Raw genomic sequence first — 20,284 nt, 5'->3', positions numbered from 1 at the left:
TAAAAACGATATAGAAAAACGATATAGAAAAACCAATAAAAGAGAGCACAAGAATCTCAGCAAAAGCCTTTTGTGGCAAGAATGACTACAATCGCATGAACGAGAATAGAGGATGGAATAGAAATACAAAGCATTTTTTATGCCAATATATGCTTAAACAATAAACAGGAAGAAAAAAAGCTGTGGTATGGGATTTGCATAAAGAATAAACAATCGCGGCCCTTGATATTCAGGCGATTGACTATTGGACTTGGTGAAAGGAGACCGATGGGCAATTGATCTTGGAAGGAACCTTTTTACTTGTAACTGTTATCATTGTGATTCTGATTCTTTTCCTAGCTGGAATCCTGAGAGAATTAAAACAGAAGGCAATGATCCAATCAGAAAAGAGACTAGAAAAGTATCTACAATATTCATTTGATAGCATTCTCATTCTCGACCAAACAGGAAAGATTCAATACATGAGCCCTTCTTTTTGCAAAGGATTAGGTGATCTGTATGGACAGAACATTAGCAGATTTTTTGAGTGCATTCACCAAGAGGATCTGCCAAAAATGCAAGCTGCATGGACAACCAGCTTATCCAAGCAGGGGGATGTATTACGAGAGGAATTCAAGATACACCATGCAGACGGAACTTTACAATTCTACTACGTTTCTATATCTAATCATCTAGATGATCCTAACACAAACGGAATTATTTTCAATTTTTACAATGTCAGTACAAGGAAAAGGGTGGAGACGGTGGCCATGGAGCGGGTAAAGATTCTCCAACGAATCGTAAAAGGGGAGAAACTTGAGTCCATATTGGACAATCTGATCGAAATCATGGAAAAACATCATCCTGAAACGATCTTCTCTATTTTGTTGTTAAACGAGGAGGGGATTTTGCGTCAAGTTGCAGGGGCGCGGCTCTCTCACGAATGTATTGAGGGAATAGGCGGGATAACTGTCGGTCCTACTTCTGGCTTGTGTGGGACAGCAGCATACCGAAAAGAGACTGTCATTGTATCCGACATTGCAGCCGATCCATTAATGGGGGATTACCGGGAGACAGCTCTCAAGCATGGTTTGCGTGCTGGATACGCCACTCCTCTTTTCAGCGGAAACAACGAAGTATTTGGAACTTTTTCTTGTTACTCTCCTTTCCCCCAAATCCTTGATCAGGAGACGATGGAAAGCCTCGAGCCCTTCATTCATCTTGCGAGTATTGCCATTTCTCATAGCATAGCGGAAGAAACCATTCGGACAAGCGAGACCCGGTATCGTTTGATTGCGGAAAATTCAAGTGACCTGATCCTTGTTGTAGATCGTTACATGGAGGCGATCTATGCTTCTCCATCTCATGAAAAGACGATGGGCCTTACTATAGATTCAGGCTCCCACCCAATTGAATTTGTTCATCCGGAAGATACTTCGCTCTTGATCGACAGGCATCTTAAATGTTTGAATGAAAAATTGCCAGTCAAAGTAGAATATCGGATTCGAGCAGTAAACGGAAACTGGATATACCTTGAGTCCAATGCAATGCCTGTCTTGGATGAGAACGACGAAGTCCAGTCGCTTGTGATTGTGTCTCGCGACATTTCTGAGCGAAAGAAGGCAGAGATGATACTAACTGAAAAGGAAGAACATTACCGTTTGATGTTTGAGCACAATCCCAATCCGATGTGCGTTTTTGATATAGAAACTTTGGAGTTTCTGGCAGTAAACAATGCCACGCTCCAGCATTACGGCTATACGGAGGAAGAGTTTCTTTCCATGACCATGCGAGACATTCGCCCGATCGAGGACATTCCGGTCATCATGGAAATCAAGCGGGAAAACGCGTGGGGCGACGATTCGTTCGGAAAGACGTGGAGACACAAAAAGAAGGACGGCACCCTCATCTATGTCGAGATTAATACACAAGGAATGAACTTCTTTGGTAGAAGTGCAAGAATGGTCATGATTAACGATGTCACACAAAGGATTCAAGTTGAAGACGAGCTAAAGGAAGCGCGTGACACTGCCATTAATGCCCTAAATATAAAATCTGCATTTCTCGCCAACATGAGCCATGAAATACGTACCCCGCTGAATGCCATTATCGGAATGGCAGAACTATTGCAGGAGACAGCACTTACTGATCAGCAAAAAAGATACACGGATATTTGCAAAAAAGCATGCAGTACTTTGCGTTACCTCGTAAATGACATTTTAGATATATCCAAGATAGAAGCAGGGCAGATCAGCTTGGAGGAAGCTGAGTTTTCGCTGGATGACCTCACCCAGGATATTTTGAACCTTTTGGAAAGGTCATTTGCCAAAAAGGGGATTTCTCTATCCCTTGACATTGATGAAGGAGCAAGCGGACTCTACTTGGGTGATTCTAATCGATTGCAGCAGGTTCTGTTAAATCTGATTGGTAACTCGCTAAAATTCACGGAAATAGGCGGAGTATACGTCCGCGTCCTTAAGGAGGATGAGGAGAGACTTCTCTTTGAGGTGGTAGATACCGGGATTGGAATTCCACTCGATCAGCATGTTAATATTTTTGAACCCTTCTTTCAGCTCGCCCCACAAGGATACGGGGGAATTGGTTTGGGATTGACGATTTCTAAAAAAATTGTGGAAAGCATGGGAGGCAGGATTTGGCTGGAGCCCAACGAGGACAAAGGAACTACCTTCCGATTTACACTGCCCTTGCTTAAAAGCAATCACAATTATAATGAGGTGCCGGAGCAGAAAGAGATGATCTGGGATCAACGGGAATTGTCCATCCTAATTGTCGATGATGCAAAGGATAACCGCCTTCTTCTCAAAGCCTATTTACGAGACACTCCTTGTCTAATCGAGGAAGCTGAAAATGGGGAGTCAGCACTTGAAAAAATTAAGACAAAGAACTTTGATTTTATTTTGATGGATATTCAGATGCCCATGATGGATGGTTATACTGCTACGAAGGCCATCCGTGATTGGGAGCGGACCAGAGGGAACAGTCAGGCAGTTATCATCGCTTTGACGGCATTCGCGTTTCCAGAAGATAGATTAAGATGTCTTGAAGCCGGTTGCGACAGCTATTTATCGAAACCTGTAACAAAACATGATCTTCTAACCGAAATCCACAAGCATACCGGGATGCAGAAAATAATTGTCCAGGTGGATCTGGAATTGAAAGAATTGATCCCAGAGTTTTTGATCAACCGTGAAAAAGAAGTTTCCATTCTCCGAAACCTGTTGGAAAACAAGGAGCTTGAGGAAATACGGATATTGGGGCACAGTATGAAAGGTTTTGGCAGCGGATACGGATTTAACTTTATTACTATAGTTGGCGGAGAGTTAGAAAGAGCTGCTGAAAGGCGGGACACGCAAACGATTGAAGCGCTGCTAGACGAGTATGCAAAGTATTTGAACAGTATTAGAGTGGAGTTTCCAGAATAAGCGAAAAATCTAAGGAAAGCGAATGATTGGACTTGATCCTCATTGTGGATGATTCATTGGAAACTCGGGTGCTTTTAAAGACAATTCTTGAAAAGTCGGGATATAGGGAAATCCTGTTGGCCAATTCAGCTTCAGAGGCGTTTTCTCTTCTTGGGATCTATAGCAAATCGGATGAAAAACTGCAGGGGATTGACTTGGTATTGATGGATATTTTAATGCCGGAGATTGATGGAATCGAGGCGACGAGACGGATTAAAGAAAGTGATAGGGGAAGGGATATTCCAGTTGTGATGGTGACAGGAAGTTCTGATGATCAGGATCTTGATCAGGCTTTTCAAGCTGGGGCTTCCGACTATATTATGAAGCCTTTTAATCGAACTGAATTACTGGTGAGGATTCGATCGACTCTGGCTCTGAAACGGGAAATGGATGAACGGAAAGAACGGGAGAGAAGGCTGCAAAGAGATATTGATCTAGCGAAAAGCGTTCAATTGAGCGTTCTTAGCAAACCGATGCATGATGAGGGTATATCGATTGACGCATTATATCGTCCATCTGAGGGATTGTCTGGTGATATGTACGGGTGGTACAAGATTCGAGACGGATGTTATGGAATTTTCTTATGCGACGTAATGGGGCATGGCGTATCAGCTTCTTTGGTTAGCATGTCCATTCGCACGCTGTTGCGGGATCTCGTCACACAAGTGATAGATCCTATCGAAGTTATGACGCTGCTTAATGATCATATGATTCGTTTTTTCTCCAATCATAAATCACGCAATCGTTATTGTACGGCATTTTATATTGTAATCGACTTAGAAAAGAAAGTTGCCGAGTACGTCAACGCTGGGCACCCACCTGGGCTTGCTTTGGTTCATGATAACTCGATTATGACGTTTGAAAAAACAGTCCCTCCATTAGGTTTTGTTCCCCAATTAAAGGTTTTGAAAAAAACGGTCACCCTGCAAAATGTAACCGATATTTTGCTTTATACAGACGGAGTAGTTGAAGAACCAGGCAAGTCAATTATAGAGAATATTGAAGTTGTAAAAGAGTGCCTGAAAAAAGGGAATTGTTTAGAAAGCGGCTCCTTCATGAATGAAGTTTTATTAAAACTGAATAAGGAGACAAGCGCTAAAGACGACATATGCTTAATTTCGATCCGATTGGAAGATAACCCAATGAATATAATAGATTCTTTTAGATGAGGAGAGCTTACATGACTTCCGAATCGTATCGCTTGAATCCATTTGAACAAAGCAACAATGATGGGCATATATCGGTAATTAATAACCAGATATATATAAAAGACGCAATGAAGATGGGAAAGCAGCCATTTTTGCTGGAATCGGATACGGTAGATGTATTTGTTAACGGAATTCTATTGAAAGGAAGCAAAGTGGTTTTTAACAGTGATCAAGTTGAGTGGAAATTACGAGAAAAGGGGAGCTTTTTCAAAATATGGGTGAGAGCTGACCAACTTGAAGCTTATTTTCAGCTATTGGAGAGTCCTAAAGTATCAGATCTGAAACCTGTACATGCAGCACCGTCCGCGCAATTAGAATTGGACGGGGATATAAAATTGTGTTTGAGGCGAATCAACGAAGAGTTTCACAAGCAGGGCATTGTTGCTCCGGATATCGTATCGGTCATGCATGAATTGTCCAATTCAACTTATAAGCCTGTAGTGATTGCAAGAGGCATTTCTCCACAAGCCGGTAAGGATGGCTGGTTGGAGACCTATTTTGAGAACGCTACATCACAGATGCTTGAAGAGACAGATGGGAAGGTGAATTTTCGCCAAGGCAGGAGCATTCCTTCTGTAGAGTCAGGTACGGTGCTTGGTGAGATCCATCCACCAGAGCTAGGCAAGCATGGAATATCCGTATTTGGTACACCGATAGAAGCGCCGTCTGGCAGAGAACTGGCAGTGAAGGCAGGAAAACACATAGAAATTTCTCGGGGGAAATGTATTGCCTTACGCTCGGGTAGACCCGTTGTCACGGGTGATTTAACGAAATGCATTGATATCCAACACGTTTATGAACACAAAGGTAATGTGAATTTGGAAACCGGCAATATTTTCTTTAACGGTGATGTCGTTATCCATGGCGACGTGGAAGAAGAGATGCACGTAGAATCCTTTGGAAATATAACGGTTTACGGAAACGTATACAAATCGACTCTGATATCAGCGCAAAATATTTATGTGACAGGGACGATATTTGGTAGCCAACTAGCAGGAGGGCGAGTGGGACTACTTTATTCCAAAGTATACAATATTCTGGATCAATTTTTGAAACAGTTCGCCTTACTGGTTGACAGTGTTGATATAGTGCTCGAGCGCTTTGTGCGCAATGGTGATAAAAGGGCTACGTATGGTTATTTGGCTGATTTGCTAATAAAAATGAAATTCCCCATGATTGCGAAATTGGCCATGCAGTATTCCGAGGTCATGCAGTTTGCGGGTAAAATGGTGCCGCCTGAAGTATTGATGGTGGATCGCATGCTGGGAACGTACAGAAAAAGTGATCTGCTGCAGCAAAAAAGTACGAAGCAGGAGCTCATATCTATAACAGATTATATGGTGAAATTACATGAGAGAATTAAAGATAGTATTTATGAAGAAAGTGATGCGGTTATTACTTCCGCCAACGGAACAAGGATCGAGACGACTGGTAATATTTATGTAATAGGATCGGGGACTGTGCAATCCGAACTTTATGCCGGAAATCAGGTTGTTTACAAGCGATCGGACAGCTCCTGCAGGGGAGGCAGGTTGGTTGCGGGTAAGGAAATTGAAGTAAGAGAAGTAATATCAGGGCATCGTATCTATTTGGAGGCAGGTGAAAAGATTGCTGTTCACTCGGGATCTGAGCTTCGATTGGTGATGAATGGGGCAGCAATGGACGTCTATGATGAGTGTAGGGAAGTAATATTCATTAAAGTAAATGGAAGAATATCACAGATTCCCATGCCGAAGAGAAATGGGTGAAGGGTTAGGGATAAAAAGGCAGGTGAGAACGAGTGGCATTAATCGGCCGCATTCTAAAAGAGAATGTATTCGCAGAAGACGGACAGCTGCTTTTGGTAAAAGGGGTTAGACTTGATAGTAATCATCTAAGGTACTTAGAGCAAAGGAATGTAGTTCTTACTCCCGAGTACCTTGAAAATGTGCAGGAAGAAACGGTAAGAAAGCAGCAGTACCTGGTTACAGAAGAAAAAGTAAAATCCCTTTTCCACTTAGTGGCGGATGCAAAATTGCCGCCTCTGTTGGAATTTCATCATACATTTTATCCTTTATTTCATCAGTATGTTAAAAATAGTCGATTCCTCTATGAAGTGCACGAGCTGGAAGGAACGGATGAGTATACCTACCGTCATTCCATTAATGTAGGCATACTTACAGGGATCATAGCCAAGCTGATCGGTTTAAAAACGGAATGCATTGAAATATTTGCGTTGGCCGGTTTCTTCCATGATCTTGGGAAGTTGAAAATCCCACGTGCCATACTGCTAAAGGACGGTGGATTGTCACAAGACGAGTTTGCAGAGATCAGAAACCACCCCAGATACGGATATGAAATGCTAAAAGCTCTGACGGATGATGCCCCGATTTTAGACGGTGCGCTCTATCACCACGAGCGGATGGATGGGTCGGGATATCCTTATGGGAAATTCGGAATGCAGACTCCGGAAGTTGCACAAATTGTGGCAGTTGCGGACGTTTTTGATGCCATTTCTTCCAATAGGTCTTACAAAGGAAAGAAGACAATTTTCCAGGCAGGTATCGTTTTGGAAAGTGAAATGTATAAACAAAAATTGAACCCCCGGTATGTCATACCTTTTTTGAAATACTTATCCGAAAGCTTTATTGGACATCGTGTTATTTTTGAAGACGGCAGAAATGGTAAAGTCGTATTATGTTATCCGGATGAACCTTTACGTCCGTTGGTGATGTTGGAAGGGGAATGCTGTGATTTGCGGAAAAATAGAGATCTTTTCATTCTGGATATACTCGACACCGTATGAGACACCTACTATTGGATTATTTTTAGACAAGCATCTCGACTATAAGGGGTAAGGATGAATGAAGTCCAATACTGTATTACGTCAATTTCTCATACGGTCAGGGATAATCATATCGATCATCACATTGTTTACTTATGGTGTGCTGTATCAATATATTACCAGCGAGTACCATAATAATTTTGAAGAAGAAATTAGTATAGCTACGGGGGTAATCACCAAGGCGATTGAGTCGAGACAGGTGGCTACGGAAAAGCTGGAGCGTGAAATTGATCTGAAGTTACAGGCTGTCTCCAAAGCTGTTTCCAATCACTTGGAGGGGAGACCGACCCAATCAATCAGTAGTCAAGAACTGAAGGAATTAGCAAACCAATGGGGAGTTTATGGCATTTCCTTATTGGTCAAAACAGAAAATGGAATCGAGATCGTACAGTCAAGCGAAAAAGAAGAAATAGGATTAAATACGAAAGCGTGGGGATATTGGTATACTGCTTTTCAGCAGTTGTTTTCGTATGGACGGGTTACGGTTGACAAAGGATATGCATCGGGACACTACTGGGTTGGACCCGTTTCCAAGTCTGACTGGGATGCTGATAAATTTTATAAATACGCTTACTACTACGATGGGAAAACAGAGTTCATTATTAATACCTTTGTTCATTCAGAAAATATTGACCGTTTGATTCTCTTTACGGGGATATCTAGCCTAATTGCGGAATTAAATACCAATAATAATGATATAGCTGAAATCACAGTATTAAATACTCGTGCATGGTTAAAAGGGAGGAGGAACCAAATTATTGAGCCTCAAACGGATGTTCCGATACTATACGGGGATAACAGGTATGCTCTGGAACAGGACAAAGATAAAATACTAGCACTGCTCTCTACAAAAGAAAATCAAAACAATGACTTCACTAGCAAGGGGGAAAACTTTCGCAAACATTACATAGCCTTACCCGACCAACGGGTGTTGATGCTAGTACAGAGTGAAAAGCGGTTAGAGACAACGATAGTTAAACTGAATTTATTCATTATTTCCTTACTGCTTATCTCCTCGATCTTCATGCTCATATTATTGCGGACAGCCACGAGGAGGCAGCTCCTTGCCTTGAGTCTAGAACGAAAGCGGCTTTTGCTTGCGGAAGAATTCAAACAAACAATGGACATGCTGCCTGATGTATTGTTCAAGTGTAAATATGATGCTAGTGGTAACATCGTCGTAACCTACTTGGAAGGGGTAATTCTTTCAGATATAGGTGCTACCCCAGTTATGGATGCAACACCTGTTAATGACGAACGAGTGCTTCCGATTTTCCGTCAATATATAAGCGATCTTCAAAGAGCTTTTCAGGGTGAGATGGTTCAATATGTGCTGGTTGTCGGAGAGGAGTATTATCAAGTAAATGTAAAACCTATTTATGACCTGAATGAAACGACCGTGAAGGGTATTGCTGGATATGCGACAGAGATTACAGAGCGAGTGCGATTAGAAAAGCAACTAGAAGAGGCAAGGGATGAAGCGTTAAACCTTGCAGAAACAAAATCTAAATTTTTGGCGATGATGAGCCACGAATTACGTACACCACTGCATTCAGCGGGAGGCATGCTGGAACTGTTAGGGGAGACACCTCTTACAGCTGTACAACGCCAATATCTTCAAGCTGCTCGAAATGCAGGGAAAACGCTGCTTGTTCTGATCAATGATCTGCTTGATTTGACAAGACTTGAATTCGGGAAAATTGATTTGGAAATACAGCCATTTTACTTTCAAGCTTTTATGGAAAAGACTATTGAACTAATGTCTGTTCTGGCGGATAAGAAAGGCTTGATGCTCAGTTATGAGATTTCTCCTGAAGTGCCGACTATCTTGGTTGGTGATTCAAAACGAATACGGCAAGTGTTAATGAACCTAGTTGGTAATGCAATCAAATTTACGGATAAGGGAAGCATACATATTCGAGTAGGAATAGTTCAAAAAACGGAGCAAGGAGTTCTACTTGGCTTTGTAATCAAGGATACGGGTATAGGAATTGCTCCTGAACACAGGGAAACTATTTTTGATCAATTCATTCAAGCCGACGCTTCCATTTCTAGAAGATTTGGAGGAAGTGGACTGGGATTAACAATCTCTAAATATCTTATTGAGACCATGAGTGGAAAAATCATGGTGGAGAGTGAACTGGGAAAGGGAAGTAAATTCATCTTTACCATTCAGATGGGCATGATTGAGGAAGTTGCCAGTATCGTAGAGATTGTCACAAAAATGGAAAAGAAGCATATCGAAGCATCGAGTGTTCAAGTATTACTGGTGGATGATAGGGAAGAGAATCGAAATTTGATTAAGGCTTATCTTTCAAAGAGCCCTGTGAAGATCGAAGAAGCGGAGAATGGGGTAGAGGCAGTCAGATTATTTCGTTTAAAGCGTTTTGACTTGGTATTAATGGACATTCAGATGCCATTTATGGATGGTTATCAAACAACAGAAGCGATTCGCCAATGGGAATTGGAACATGGTCTGCCGCCAACTCCAGTGATAGCGTTGACCGCGAATTCATCGCAGGAGGCTATTCAGCAAAGCTTGAAATCGGGATGTACGGAGCATTTGGTGAAACCTGTTAACCGCAGTGATGTTAACCGTTGCATAAGTAAATATGCCCCCATTCAAATGACAAAAGAACGGCAAATGAAACAATTAGAAGGTGAATTACGAAACGTAAAGACAGTTACATACTAGCACGAACTTGACCGCCTTGATGCTGGTATTCGCGGCTGACAGACTGTTGCAAGAATTGAATCGTGGCTAACAGAGCTAGAGTAAGCAGTTTAAGCCTCTTTTTCGTGACCAACACTAAAGTCAGTAGCATTACTGGTAAATTAACATTGAAAGTGCATCTTCTTAGAAAGAATCAGCTTTTTAACTTCCATGGCTTTTCCTGCTATGATAAAGAGATTCCATACCTTTCATTTCAAAAAAGAAAGGAGCTCAAACCATGAACGCAGAAACGGTCATGCAGGAGCTGGAAGCACTCGGCAAGGAGCGCTTAAAGAAAATGTACATAGCCAACGGCGCGCACGAGCCGCTGTTTGGTGTGGCTACTGGCGAAATGAAGCCGATCGTGAGAAAGAGTAAGATCAATCAACCGTTGGCAGAGGAGCTTTACGCTACAGGGAACTATGACGCGATGTACTTTGCCGGGATAATCGCAGACCCAAAGGCGATGACTGCAGCGGATTTTGATCGCTGGATGGATGGGGCCTATTTTTACATGCTGTCCGATTATGTGGTTGCGGTCACCTTGGCGGAAGCGGATATTGCACAAGAGGTTGCCGATAAATGGATCGCAAGCGGCGAAGAGCTGCGAATGTCCGCAGGATGGAGCTGCTACTGCTGGCTTTTGGGAAATCGCCCGGACAGTGAGTTTTCCGAAAGCAAAATGGCCGACATGCTAGATACGGTGAAAAACACGATTCACGAAGCACCCCTGCGAGTCAGGTATGCGATGAATCAATTCATTTACACCGTAGCAGTCTCTTATTTGCCGCTCCATCATCTGGCGGTCGAAACGGCAAAAGCAGTAGGGCCAGTAGAAGGCAAACGAATCAAGGGAAAAAGCAGCTTCCTTTCTGCTGCAGATAATATTCAAAAGGCAGTAGAGAAAAACCAGCTAGGTTTCAAGCGCAAGCATGTAAGGTGTTAATACATGCACGGATGGCTGCAAAGACGAATTTCATTCCGGGGAAAAGATCGAGGGAAACGGGAAACCAGCTGCCTCCATTCTTTTCCCTGTTTTTTTTCAGGCTTTTGTTGAGCATTTCCCTGACGCTTCAGCGTTCCATCGTGAACGAAGAAAGGGTACCTCTATCTGCCGACTCGATTCTTATGCTTTAATGATAAAAGAATAGCTAAGGAAGAGGGATAACATGAAGCGCCTAACAATCGGCTTGTTTGCCCATGTGGATGCGGGCAAGACGACTTTTGCGGAACAGCTGCTCTACCATACGAACAGCATCCGGTCGCGGGGACGGGTGGATCATCAGGATGCTTTTTTGGACAGCCATGACATCGAGCGGACTAGGGGCATTACGGTGTTCGCCGATCAGGCGGTCATGAACTACAAAGGCGACGTTTATTATCTGATCGACACGCCGGGACACGTCGATTTTTCCTCCGAGATGGAGCGGGCGATTGGGGTCATGGACTACGCCATCGTGATTGTCAGTGCGGTAGAGGGTGTCCAAGGTCATACGGAGACCGTCTGGCAGCTGCTGCGCAAGCATCGGATTCCGACGTTCTTCTTCATCAACAAAACGGATCGGACCGGGGCGGATGCAGGCAGAACGGAGGAAGAAATACGCCGTCAGCTGACGGAGGATGTTTGTTCCATCAAGGGCAGCTTGGTCGAGGGCAGCATCCATGAAGGGCTGCGGGAGATGATGGCGGAGCGGGACGAGTCTTTGCTGGAAGCGTTTCTTAAGGGACGAGACGACCCTGCTTTTTGGCTGGACGCGATGCAGGGGATGGTGCGAGAGGGGCGTCTCTTTCCCTGCAGCTATGGTTCGGCGCTGCAGGATGAGGGCGTTGTAGAATTTTTGGAGCAGCTGCATCTGTTGACGACCGTGTCGTATGACGAAACGGCTCCGTTCGGGGGACGCATTTATAAAATTCGGCATGCGGCAAACGGGCAAAGGCTAACGTTCATCAAAGCGGTGAGTGGCACACTGAAGGTGCGAGAGCTGCTCAGCTACGAGAGCGGCGGGGTTCCCTATGAAGAGAAGATAACCCAACTCCTCTTGGTTAACGGCAAGAAATCGCAGCCGGTGGAGCAAGTGGCCGCGGGAGATTTGTTTGCAGTCGCTGGTTTGTCTGAAGCGGAGGCTGGGCACGGGGTGGGGCTGTACTCTGAGAAATTTGCTTACGAGACGGAGCCTACGCTGCAGTCGAAAGTACAGTTCGACAGCTCCCTGCACGTACAGCAAGTGCTCGGGGCGTTTCGCCTGCTGAATGCGGAGGATCCATCTCTGAATGTCGTTTGGGAAGAGAGCCTGCAAGAGATCCACATTCGCGTCATGGGCTTGATCCAGCTGGAAGTGTTGGAGCAGGTAGTGAAGGAGCGCTTCGGTTTCGCAGTCTCTTTCGGTCAACCAGAGATTTTGTATAAAGAGACGATCCAGTCTACGGTGACGGGGTATGGACACTTCGAGCCGCTACGGCACTATGCAGAAGTGCATCTTCTGCTGGAGCCGGGGGAGCGGGGCAGCGGGATCCAATTTGCGAGCGTTTGTCATCCGGACGATCTTAGCTTTAGCTACCAAAATCTGGTTGAGTCTCATCTCTACGAACGGGAGCATCATGGGCTGCTAACCGGGATGTCGGTCACCGATGTGAAGATCACATTGCTAAAAGGCCGTGCGCATAACGAGCATACCCATGGGGGCGACTTCCGCGAAGCTGCCTTCCGCGCGCTGCGGCAGGGACTGGAGAAAGCGGAGAACCTCCTGCTGGAGCCTTATTATGACGTCAAAATCAAGGTGAGCATGGACGAGATGGGAAGAGTGCTGTCTGATATACAGCGGGCAGCAGGAACGTTTGAGCCACCGCAGATGTCGGATACGCATGCAGTCATTACCGGGAGGGTCCCAGTGTCCACATTCATGAATTACAGCACCGAATTCGCCTCCTTTACGCATGGGCGGGGCAGTATCCGCTGCGTGTTTGGCGGTTACGATCTTTGCCATAACGCGGAGGAAGTGATCGAGCGGAAAGGCTACCAGAAAGACGCCGATCCTCTCTATACATCATCCTCGATCTTCTGCGCCAAAGGGGCCGGCTACTCGGTGCCGTGGGAGGAGGCAGAGGCTAAGATGCATCTGCTTTGAAAGATAGTTGGAAATATATTCATTACGAATAGGAAAAGTAGTTTCTACCTGTAGGAAACTGCTCTACTTGGCGAAACCGAGAGTTAAAAACCTTTGATCAATAGATAGAATCTTTTCAGGCGGATCTGGACGTATGTTTCGATCCGTCTTTTTCATTTGGGAAAAAGGAGGTTTCTCTTCACTGCCTGTTCACAAGGCTTGGTCGAAAAAGCTTGGGTATGTATTCATAAAATTCCCTGATATTCCACCCAACGGGAATGAATTGTTTTGTTACTATAAGGAATAGAAGAAGAGGGGGAAACGATGGACAAGCTAGATCCTTTACTCATATCCTACATGGAAAAAAGTATACTGAAAGGCTCCGAGCAACTCGAAATGGATACGGGCAACAACCAACCCGGATTGCCATTTATCGATGTAAATATAATCAAACGGACGGAACGAACTTATCGGGTAGCAGGAGTGCTGACATTATCGACGAACCAGCCGGATGCTTCCGCAGAGAACCCTGACGAAGAGTTAATCAAGCTCTTCTCATCCAAAAGGAAAATTACATTAGATGACCGGGAACCTAAAACAATGCGATGGCTGGAGCTTGGCTGGGTGATCAGGGAGGTCCGGTTTAAAAAAGATGGAAAAACAGTCGATTCGATGCAATATCGCATGGGATATCGCTTCCACAAATACGAATCCGAGAAAGCTCTGCAACGAAAATACGCGGTTGAGGAGCTGCTTCGAACCTTGGGCGAGAGTGCGGCTACCCTCGGAGACACCCCATACATCCCCTATACGGTTCATAGACAGAGGGGGTTGCACGCATTGGCCAGCCTGATTACGGAAATAACCGGTCAAATGCATAGCGAGCTGGGGTCATCCTCTCATTTTCCGGCAAGATGGTCTGTTTCCAAACGTATAAATTTTCTTCACTTTATCGTGGCATTCATACGTCTAGCCTTTTCAAGAGCGAATTTTGATTGGAAGGAAATTGGGGCCAATTATTATCGGGAGATTGGGGGATCGAAGGCATTTGATTCCTATAAGGATGAATTTCTTGCTCAATTAGAAGAGTGGGCACAATGTCCGGCAGATTCTCTTGGAATGACTAGCTTAGGGAAGATTACACCCCTTTATTTTTCCGGAATGATTGCGGGACAGTTTTCAGCTTATCGGTTCGGACCCGTGCATGCTTTGACAGATCTGGCAATTGCCGAAGAAGAGTACACGACGGAAGCAACGACAATTTGGCTGGTTGAAAATCGGGCGATACTGACACGAATGGCAGCCGAACAAGGCTTTTTGCAGGACACAAACTCTCTCGTCCTTTGTGTTGATGGGCATCTCAGAAGCTCGCACAGACTCTGCATTCGGCAGCTGGTGAAAAACGGAGCACCGGAGCAAATCATCATCTGGTGTGACTATGATCCCGATGGTTTGATAATCGCAAAGGAGCTATATTTGGCTGTAGATCAGCACCGCGTAGCTTTTAAATGGATTACGCATGACCTTGAAGTAATGACCGTCTGGGAGGAATACGAGGAATACATGAAAGCATTTTTGAAACAACATAGAACAGAGCAGGAACAGGTTCTGGGAGGTGCTGAGGATTGGAAAAAGTGGATCGCCCGTTGATTTCCATTTTTCATTCAGATGAGTCTGGACCTGAGATTATACAATCAATGCGGGATATCGCGTCTTTGTCGGGAGTATTAAGCGAATTGGGTTCACATGCTTCGTTTCACGCACCTGGTCAAATTTTGCGTTTTTTACGTGTCATTCAATTATTAAATGAAGAGGCTCTTGGCCTAGATGACCCAATTGAAAATGCAGAGACGGTCTATTACCGCTATCGAAATCGTTACAAAGACCCAGAACCGCCTTCTAAAAAGAGTGTGGAGCAGGTCATTAACATCTTGGTGAAATACAACTGGATTTCCAAACAGTCGCGGCAGTTGAAGATGAGAGATCTTGGGAAGCGGATGATGGATGCATTGATTCGCCTGGCTAACGATTCGTTGGCCTATTACATGCGTGATGACATAGGACGTTCTCTTTTCCAGGCGAAACGAGATGCTGAAATCAGTGAAGCATACGACGACCATGGGATTTCTGGTGGGAACAAGATCGCCAGTATGATTCGCAATGTCGAAAATGCCATTCAGCTGATGAAGGAGCGTGAGCTGGAGATGCTGGCTGACCGCAACGCCCTCCCGCAGCTCGAGCTGATTCATCAGTTAATGGAGGAGCTTGATCAAAAACTGCAAGAACGACTTCGGCAATTTGAAACCTTGGAAGACAGTATTGTTTTGGCTAACCTGATGCAAAACGGGACAGCCGTTCTAGCAGAAGGAACCAATCTAAGCCTAGGAATGATTAACAAGTACTTGAAGTTTACTCATATGCAAAAAACGCCATTGACCTCCTCCATCCAACCAGAAAAAGTGCGCGAGTTTATCATACAAATGTTTGATCCTCCGCTTGAATCGGATGTGCCGAATGTGTATCAGATGCTAAGTTTCATGGAGCAGAATCAGTATGAAGAAGAGGCAGTCGACGGTATGTGGTTTCCTGTCAAGTTTGCTGCGCCCCTTCCTGCTGCTGCCATTGAGGAAGCGGTCTCCTATTTAGAGACATACGAGCCCTATGTGGAACCACTGGTCGAAGTCGAAGAGGAGTTGATATTTCTTGTGGAAGAAATATCCATTCATGAGATGGAGGCTTTGCTGGGAGATTCGAAATGGATGCTCACAAAAGCCATGATCGAAACGGAGCAGATCGAGTCTTATATGGCCAATCATGAAGAAGCACTGATTGAACAGGTGGTTATAGAAGCAACGACCGACGAGTGGAGCGATGCTGTGAATGCTCTTACTGCGATTTCTGCATTAGTCGGTAATAAAAAAATGACAATCACCAAAACAGAAGAGACAGGATTACGTGAGTATGAAAGAAAATGGGAGTGGATGAATCATGAAGATCGAGCCAATATCATCCGAAAGCGAAGTAAGAGCTGAAATCAATGTAAATCCACTAAATGTCATGCAGTCAATAAAAGGCGTTCTAACAGAGGCTGAAGAGCTAACCTTTATGAACATCCTCTTCTCTTCCTCTGCCTCCATTCGATCCGGAAATTTTGGTATTTCTCGAAAAGAAGTGGAAAAGCAGCTGCAAATCCAAGATGACGGGGAAAAATTTCACTCCTTTTTAACCAGACTTAACCAAGCGGTTAGTCGGTATTTTCGAGTGATTTATGACGAGAAGCGCGATCAAGTTGTTGCGTTAATGCGGGTACCAGCACGAGCGGCTCGCAACACGTTGACAAAAGAAAGCTTGGCGATTCTCCTCTACATGTTTTATCAACAGGAAGTATTGCAGCATGAGTTTACTTTGTTTGATCAGCTGTTGAACGCTTTGGGGCATGAAACTACCAAAGCGAACCAGCGAATCTTATTGAACATTGATCCATTGAAAAAGATCGGGGCAATTGAAGAGTACGACACCAATTCTCAGGAAAAGGCATACCAGCTTACGGCTATAGGGGCGAACCTATTCTCTGATTCCTTTTTGCGTCGTACAGTCGAGTTCAGCCAATCGCACCAGCTGAACAAAGAAGAAGTTTTAAAGTTTTTCCGGCGCTATAATCTTTACCCGAAAGGAGAACAGGAATGATTCCGTGGAGGCTTACTTTTTCTGGGGTAAGAGATTACCCGCCAACCCCGCTGGATTTATCCGGTTTTGATAGTCACATATTAATTACAGGGCCGAATGGAGCAGGGAAATCCACCATTTCCTTTTGCATGGGAGCGGTCCTGTATTCATCTAAAGTAGATGCAGAGGGACTGAGATCCCGCAATTTGCAGGCTAATGAAACATGGAGAGCGAAAATAACCTTTCTCTTTAAAAACGATGGCTTGATGAAGATTGATGCTCCCTCCTTTATCGAATTTACTCTTTACATGGTCCAAGAACCGGGTCAGCCTGTTAAAAAGGAATTTTTGATTTCAAAAGGAGATCATATCGATCAATGGGAAGAAACGGTTTCGTACACGTCAGGGGATCGCTATTACAATTTTACGGCTTACAAAAAAGACCTGCAGTATAAATACAAAATAGACCCGGATTTATTCTACTTGATTTGGTATCAGCAGGAGGTCAATCAATTCGCGGTTATGCACCCGGAGGAACGCTTTCGTATTTTTAGTGAAATGCATGGGATTGACAAGGTTCAACGAGACTGGGAAGAGAGCATGGAAAAACTGAAGGAGACGGAGGAAACGCTGGGGTCTTCTGAATTGAATGTAAAGAGAATGAAACAAGAGCTGTCGATGAAAAAAGTGGCTCTCGACCGGTATGTGGACAATCAAAATAGGCTGCGCGAAGGAGGAGAGCTGTATATTCGGTCGTTGCTGCGGTTAGAGCGCCATTTTTACAGGGAGAAGGATAGGTTGCTTGCTATTGTGCAGCAGTTGGAAGCAGAAATGGAAGAAATGGGCGAAGAACAAGCATTAAAGATAAGTCAAAAAGAAAGTGCCGCAGAAAGTATGAATGCTATCAACCAAGAGATTGTGTCAAAAGAAGAATGGATGGAAGAGACGAGAAAAAATATTGACCATGTCGAGACGGAACTCCGTTCGATTCTGGAGCGAATGACAGAGCTGGATAAAGAGCTGAGGGATATTACCGAACGCAAGAGCAAAATTACGAGATCAGAAGAAGAAGTCAAAGCTGCCCTGCAAAAGCTAAGGTTAGAAAAAGAGGAAACGAACAAGGCTTATGATCACGTAAAGACTGCGATAGAAGAGAAAAAGCAGACCTGGCGGAAAACAGTAGAACAAATTGCGGAACTGAAAGAAAAAGTGATGTCTGCCGAGAAGCAGGAAGCTATGCATCAGGAAAGGCTTCGGGAGTATAAAAGCAGCCATATGGTCCAGGCACGAATGGATGCTCTTGAACAAACGATCGACGAGAATAAAGAGAGCAAAAGGAGCATGTCCCAAGAATTGCGTCAGCTAAAAGAGGAACAGGTGCTACTTGAAGAAGGCCGCGATTTGTCTGCCCGTCAAGCGGAATCAATGAAATGGTTTCGGTCAAGACAAGTGAAGGCATACCCTTTGCGTGAGCTCATTGAAATGACCGAAACAGCAAAACTGCAAGACGAGCAACTGCTTCAGGCGATCAAGTACACGGTGTTTTTCAACGGAGTCGATGTGAATCCGCCCAATGATCTGTACCATGTGCCTTTGATGAAGCTTGTGCCGGACCGTTCTGTTACGGAGCTTCCTGATCTTCGCATTCGGGTCAGGGAAGGTCTGACGGAGGAAGAGATTCCGCATGCAATCAAAGCGCTCTGGTGGGTTGAGCAATGTTTCAAGGGTGAAAGGATTTCCATTCAAAACGGGATCTTGATCGATTCGTTAGGGATGCGAGGGCCGCAAGAAAAGGAAAGGTTCATCCTGAGCGCAAAAGCTTTGTATGTCCGAAAACAGGAAGTACACAGGATGATCGGACAGCTTTCACAGAAGCTGTCATGGTTGGAGGAGCAGATTCTGGCTGATACGAGGACTTTGCAGGAGCTAAATAGCATTGTCCATCAAGTCAGGGAATCGGAAGCCTTCATGACAAAGCAGTATGAGCGGACTGCATGGAGGAAGAAATGGAAGGAGGAACTAAGCAACGAAGAGACACTCAGGCAGGAAATAGAGCGGTTGGAATCAGAGATAGGAGTTTACACGCGCCTTCAGTACAAGCATGGCGTTTTGGAGGAGCAATTACTCGAAGAAGAACAGTTCTACAAGGAACTCGGGAAGTTGAAAGATAAATACGAGGAACGAAACGAACTCGACAAGCAAGCGGATGCGAAAAGGGAACAAAAGAAGAAGGAAAATGACAAGTCTGCAAAGCTGGAGCAAGAAATCGAGCTTTTAGACACGAAGCTCAAACAGACCGAACGTAAAATCAGAAAAATGTCCGACGATCTGGAAAGTATCGACATGGGACTACGCTCGAGAAAGAAGCAAAAGGTAAACTGCGAGCATGAAAAAGAGCTGGCGGAAGGAGAGCTTGTTCAAATCATCAAAGAAGTAACCGATATGAAGGAATTGATGCCGGATGTGTATTCCCTGGTATTAACGGATAACTCCGAGGGAAGGGTGGGATCCTTTCAGCAATGGCAAAATGACCGAGAAAGAGGAAAGGTAATCTGGAATCAAGCCAGGATGGAAGACGGTATCGATCCGGCAGCACCTGCAAATTATGAGACAGCCAAAAACGAATTTGATCGACTGGACAGCGAATTCAAGCGGACGAGCATATTGCTTGAACAAGACAAGGAACGAGCCGAACAACTCCGCGATAAAATGGAAACGACGATAAACATGCGTGTTTTGGAAATCCAGCAGCGCTTCAAGACGTACTTGGGCCATTTCCAATTTGAAGGGGACATCAACTGGGAATCTTATGAGGACCATAAAAAGCGTGTCCATTTCAAACTTTATATAAAGGTTCGGAAGGAAGGGCATCGCGGATCTATGGAGGATGTCAGCATCAAAGCACGTGGCGGGAAAGTAGGAAAAGGAGTATCGGGAGGAGAAGAATCGCTCAGCTCCCTTTTATTTGCTCTAGCGCTGCTGCAAAATATCCAAACAGCTCCGGGATTCATTGTTCTCGATGAATTTGACAGTGCGCTTGACGAAAATCGAAAATCAAAGGTTTTTGATTTGTACGTTCATGAACTGGGAAGGAAAATGATCGTTTTGACTCCAAAGTCACATGAACAATCGTATATGAATCGTTTTTCGAAGGCATTTGTTGTACACCATGATCCGATTGAAACAAGAAGTAAAGTAATAGGAATTGCAAAAGTAGAGGGAGTCTAATTGCTTTGGCTATGTACAAAATTTAGCGAGAAAATCCAGTTGGATAGGAAAACGTACACAAAGAGCCCAAGCGATCTCTAT

11 protein-coding genes are annotated in these 20,284 nt (G+C 44.5%); all 11 read left to right on the top strand.

Translation table 11 applies throughout. The annotated features are described in order from the left end of the window. The first annotated feature begins 275 nt into the window (after positions 1-275). A complete protein-coding gene (locus EDM59_RS19565; protein WP_122925157.1) occupies positions 276-3,422 on the top strand; it encodes a PAS domain S-box protein in 3,147 nt (1,048 codons plus the stop codon). A 26-nt stretch (positions 3,423-3,448) separates the two neighbouring features. Then, complete coding sequence (locus tag EDM59_RS19560) at positions 3,449-4,630, top strand: PP2C family protein-serine/threonine phosphatase (RefSeq protein WP_122925156.1); 1,182 nt, start codon at positions 3,449-3,451, stop codon at positions 4,628-4,630. An 11-nt stretch (positions 4,631-4,641) separates the two neighbouring features. Continuing rightward, positions 4,642-6,417, top strand: a complete 1,776-nt coding sequence (locus EDM59_RS19555; protein WP_183192958.1) for a FapA family protein — start codon at positions 4,642-4,644, stop codon at positions 6,415-6,417. A gap of 32 nt (positions 6,418-6,449) precedes the next feature. Further along, positions 6,450-7,454, top strand: a complete 1,005-nt coding sequence (locus tag EDM59_RS19550) for an HD-GYP domain-containing protein (protein ID WP_122925154.1) — start codon at positions 6,450-6,452, stop codon at positions 7,452-7,454. Between the two features lie 58 nt (positions 7,455-7,512). After that, positions 7,513-10,188 (top strand): response regulator, encoded by a 2,676-nt coding sequence (locus tag EDM59_RS19545; RefSeq protein ID WP_122925153.1) that lies wholly within the window; start codon positions 7,513-7,515, stop codon positions 10,186-10,188. 256 nt (positions 10,189-10,444) lie between these two features. Beyond that, positions 10,445-11,152 (top strand): DNA alkylation repair protein, encoded by a 708-nt coding sequence (locus EDM59_RS19540; RefSeq protein WP_122925152.1) that lies wholly within the window; start codon positions 10,445-10,447, stop codon positions 11,150-11,152. Between the two features lie 223 nt (positions 11,153-11,375). Next, the gene (locus EDM59_RS19530) at positions 11,376-13,331 is read left to right on the top strand and encodes an elongation factor G (RefSeq protein ID WP_122925150.1); all 1,956 of its coding nucleotides are present in this window, start codon (positions 11,376-11,378) and stop codon (positions 13,329-13,331) included. A 303-nt stretch (positions 13,332-13,634) separates the two neighbouring features. Continuing rightward, a complete protein-coding gene (locus EDM59_RS19525) occupies positions 13,635-14,960 on the top strand; it encodes a DUF2399 domain-containing protein (RefSeq protein WP_122925149.1) in 1,326 nt (441 codons plus the stop codon). Continuing rightward, positions 14,936-16,342: a hypothetical protein gene (locus EDM59_RS19520; protein WP_122925148.1), complete on the top strand. Its 1,407-nt coding sequence runs from the start codon at positions 14,936-14,938 to the stop codon at positions 16,340-16,342. Before EDM59_RS19525 ends, EDM59_RS19520 begins: the two co-directional genes overlap by 25 nt. After that, the gene (locus tag EDM59_RS19515; RefSeq protein ID WP_122925147.1) at positions 16,299-16,997 is read left to right on the top strand and encodes a hypothetical protein; all 699 of its coding nucleotides are present in this window, start codon (positions 16,299-16,301) and stop codon (positions 16,995-16,997) included. The genes EDM59_RS19520 and EDM59_RS19515 overlap by 44 nt, the downstream gene beginning before the upstream one ends. Next, on the top strand, positions 16,994-20,203 hold the full coding sequence (locus tag EDM59_RS19510; RefSeq protein ID WP_122925146.1) for an SMC family protein: 3,210 nt from the start codon (positions 16,994-16,996) through the stop codon (positions 20,201-20,203). Before EDM59_RS19515 ends, EDM59_RS19510 begins: the two co-directional genes overlap by 4 nt. The last annotated feature ends 81 nt before the right edge of the window (positions 20,204-20,284 follow it).

This window comes from Brevibacillus nitrificans, assembly GCF_003710965.1.
Classification (GTDB): domain Bacteria; phylum Bacillota; class Bacilli; order Brevibacillales; family Brevibacillaceae; genus Brevibacillus; species Brevibacillus centrosporus.
The sequence above is the reverse complement of the archived record's forward strand: the minus strand, read 5'-3'. Positions and strand labels throughout refer to the sequence as shown.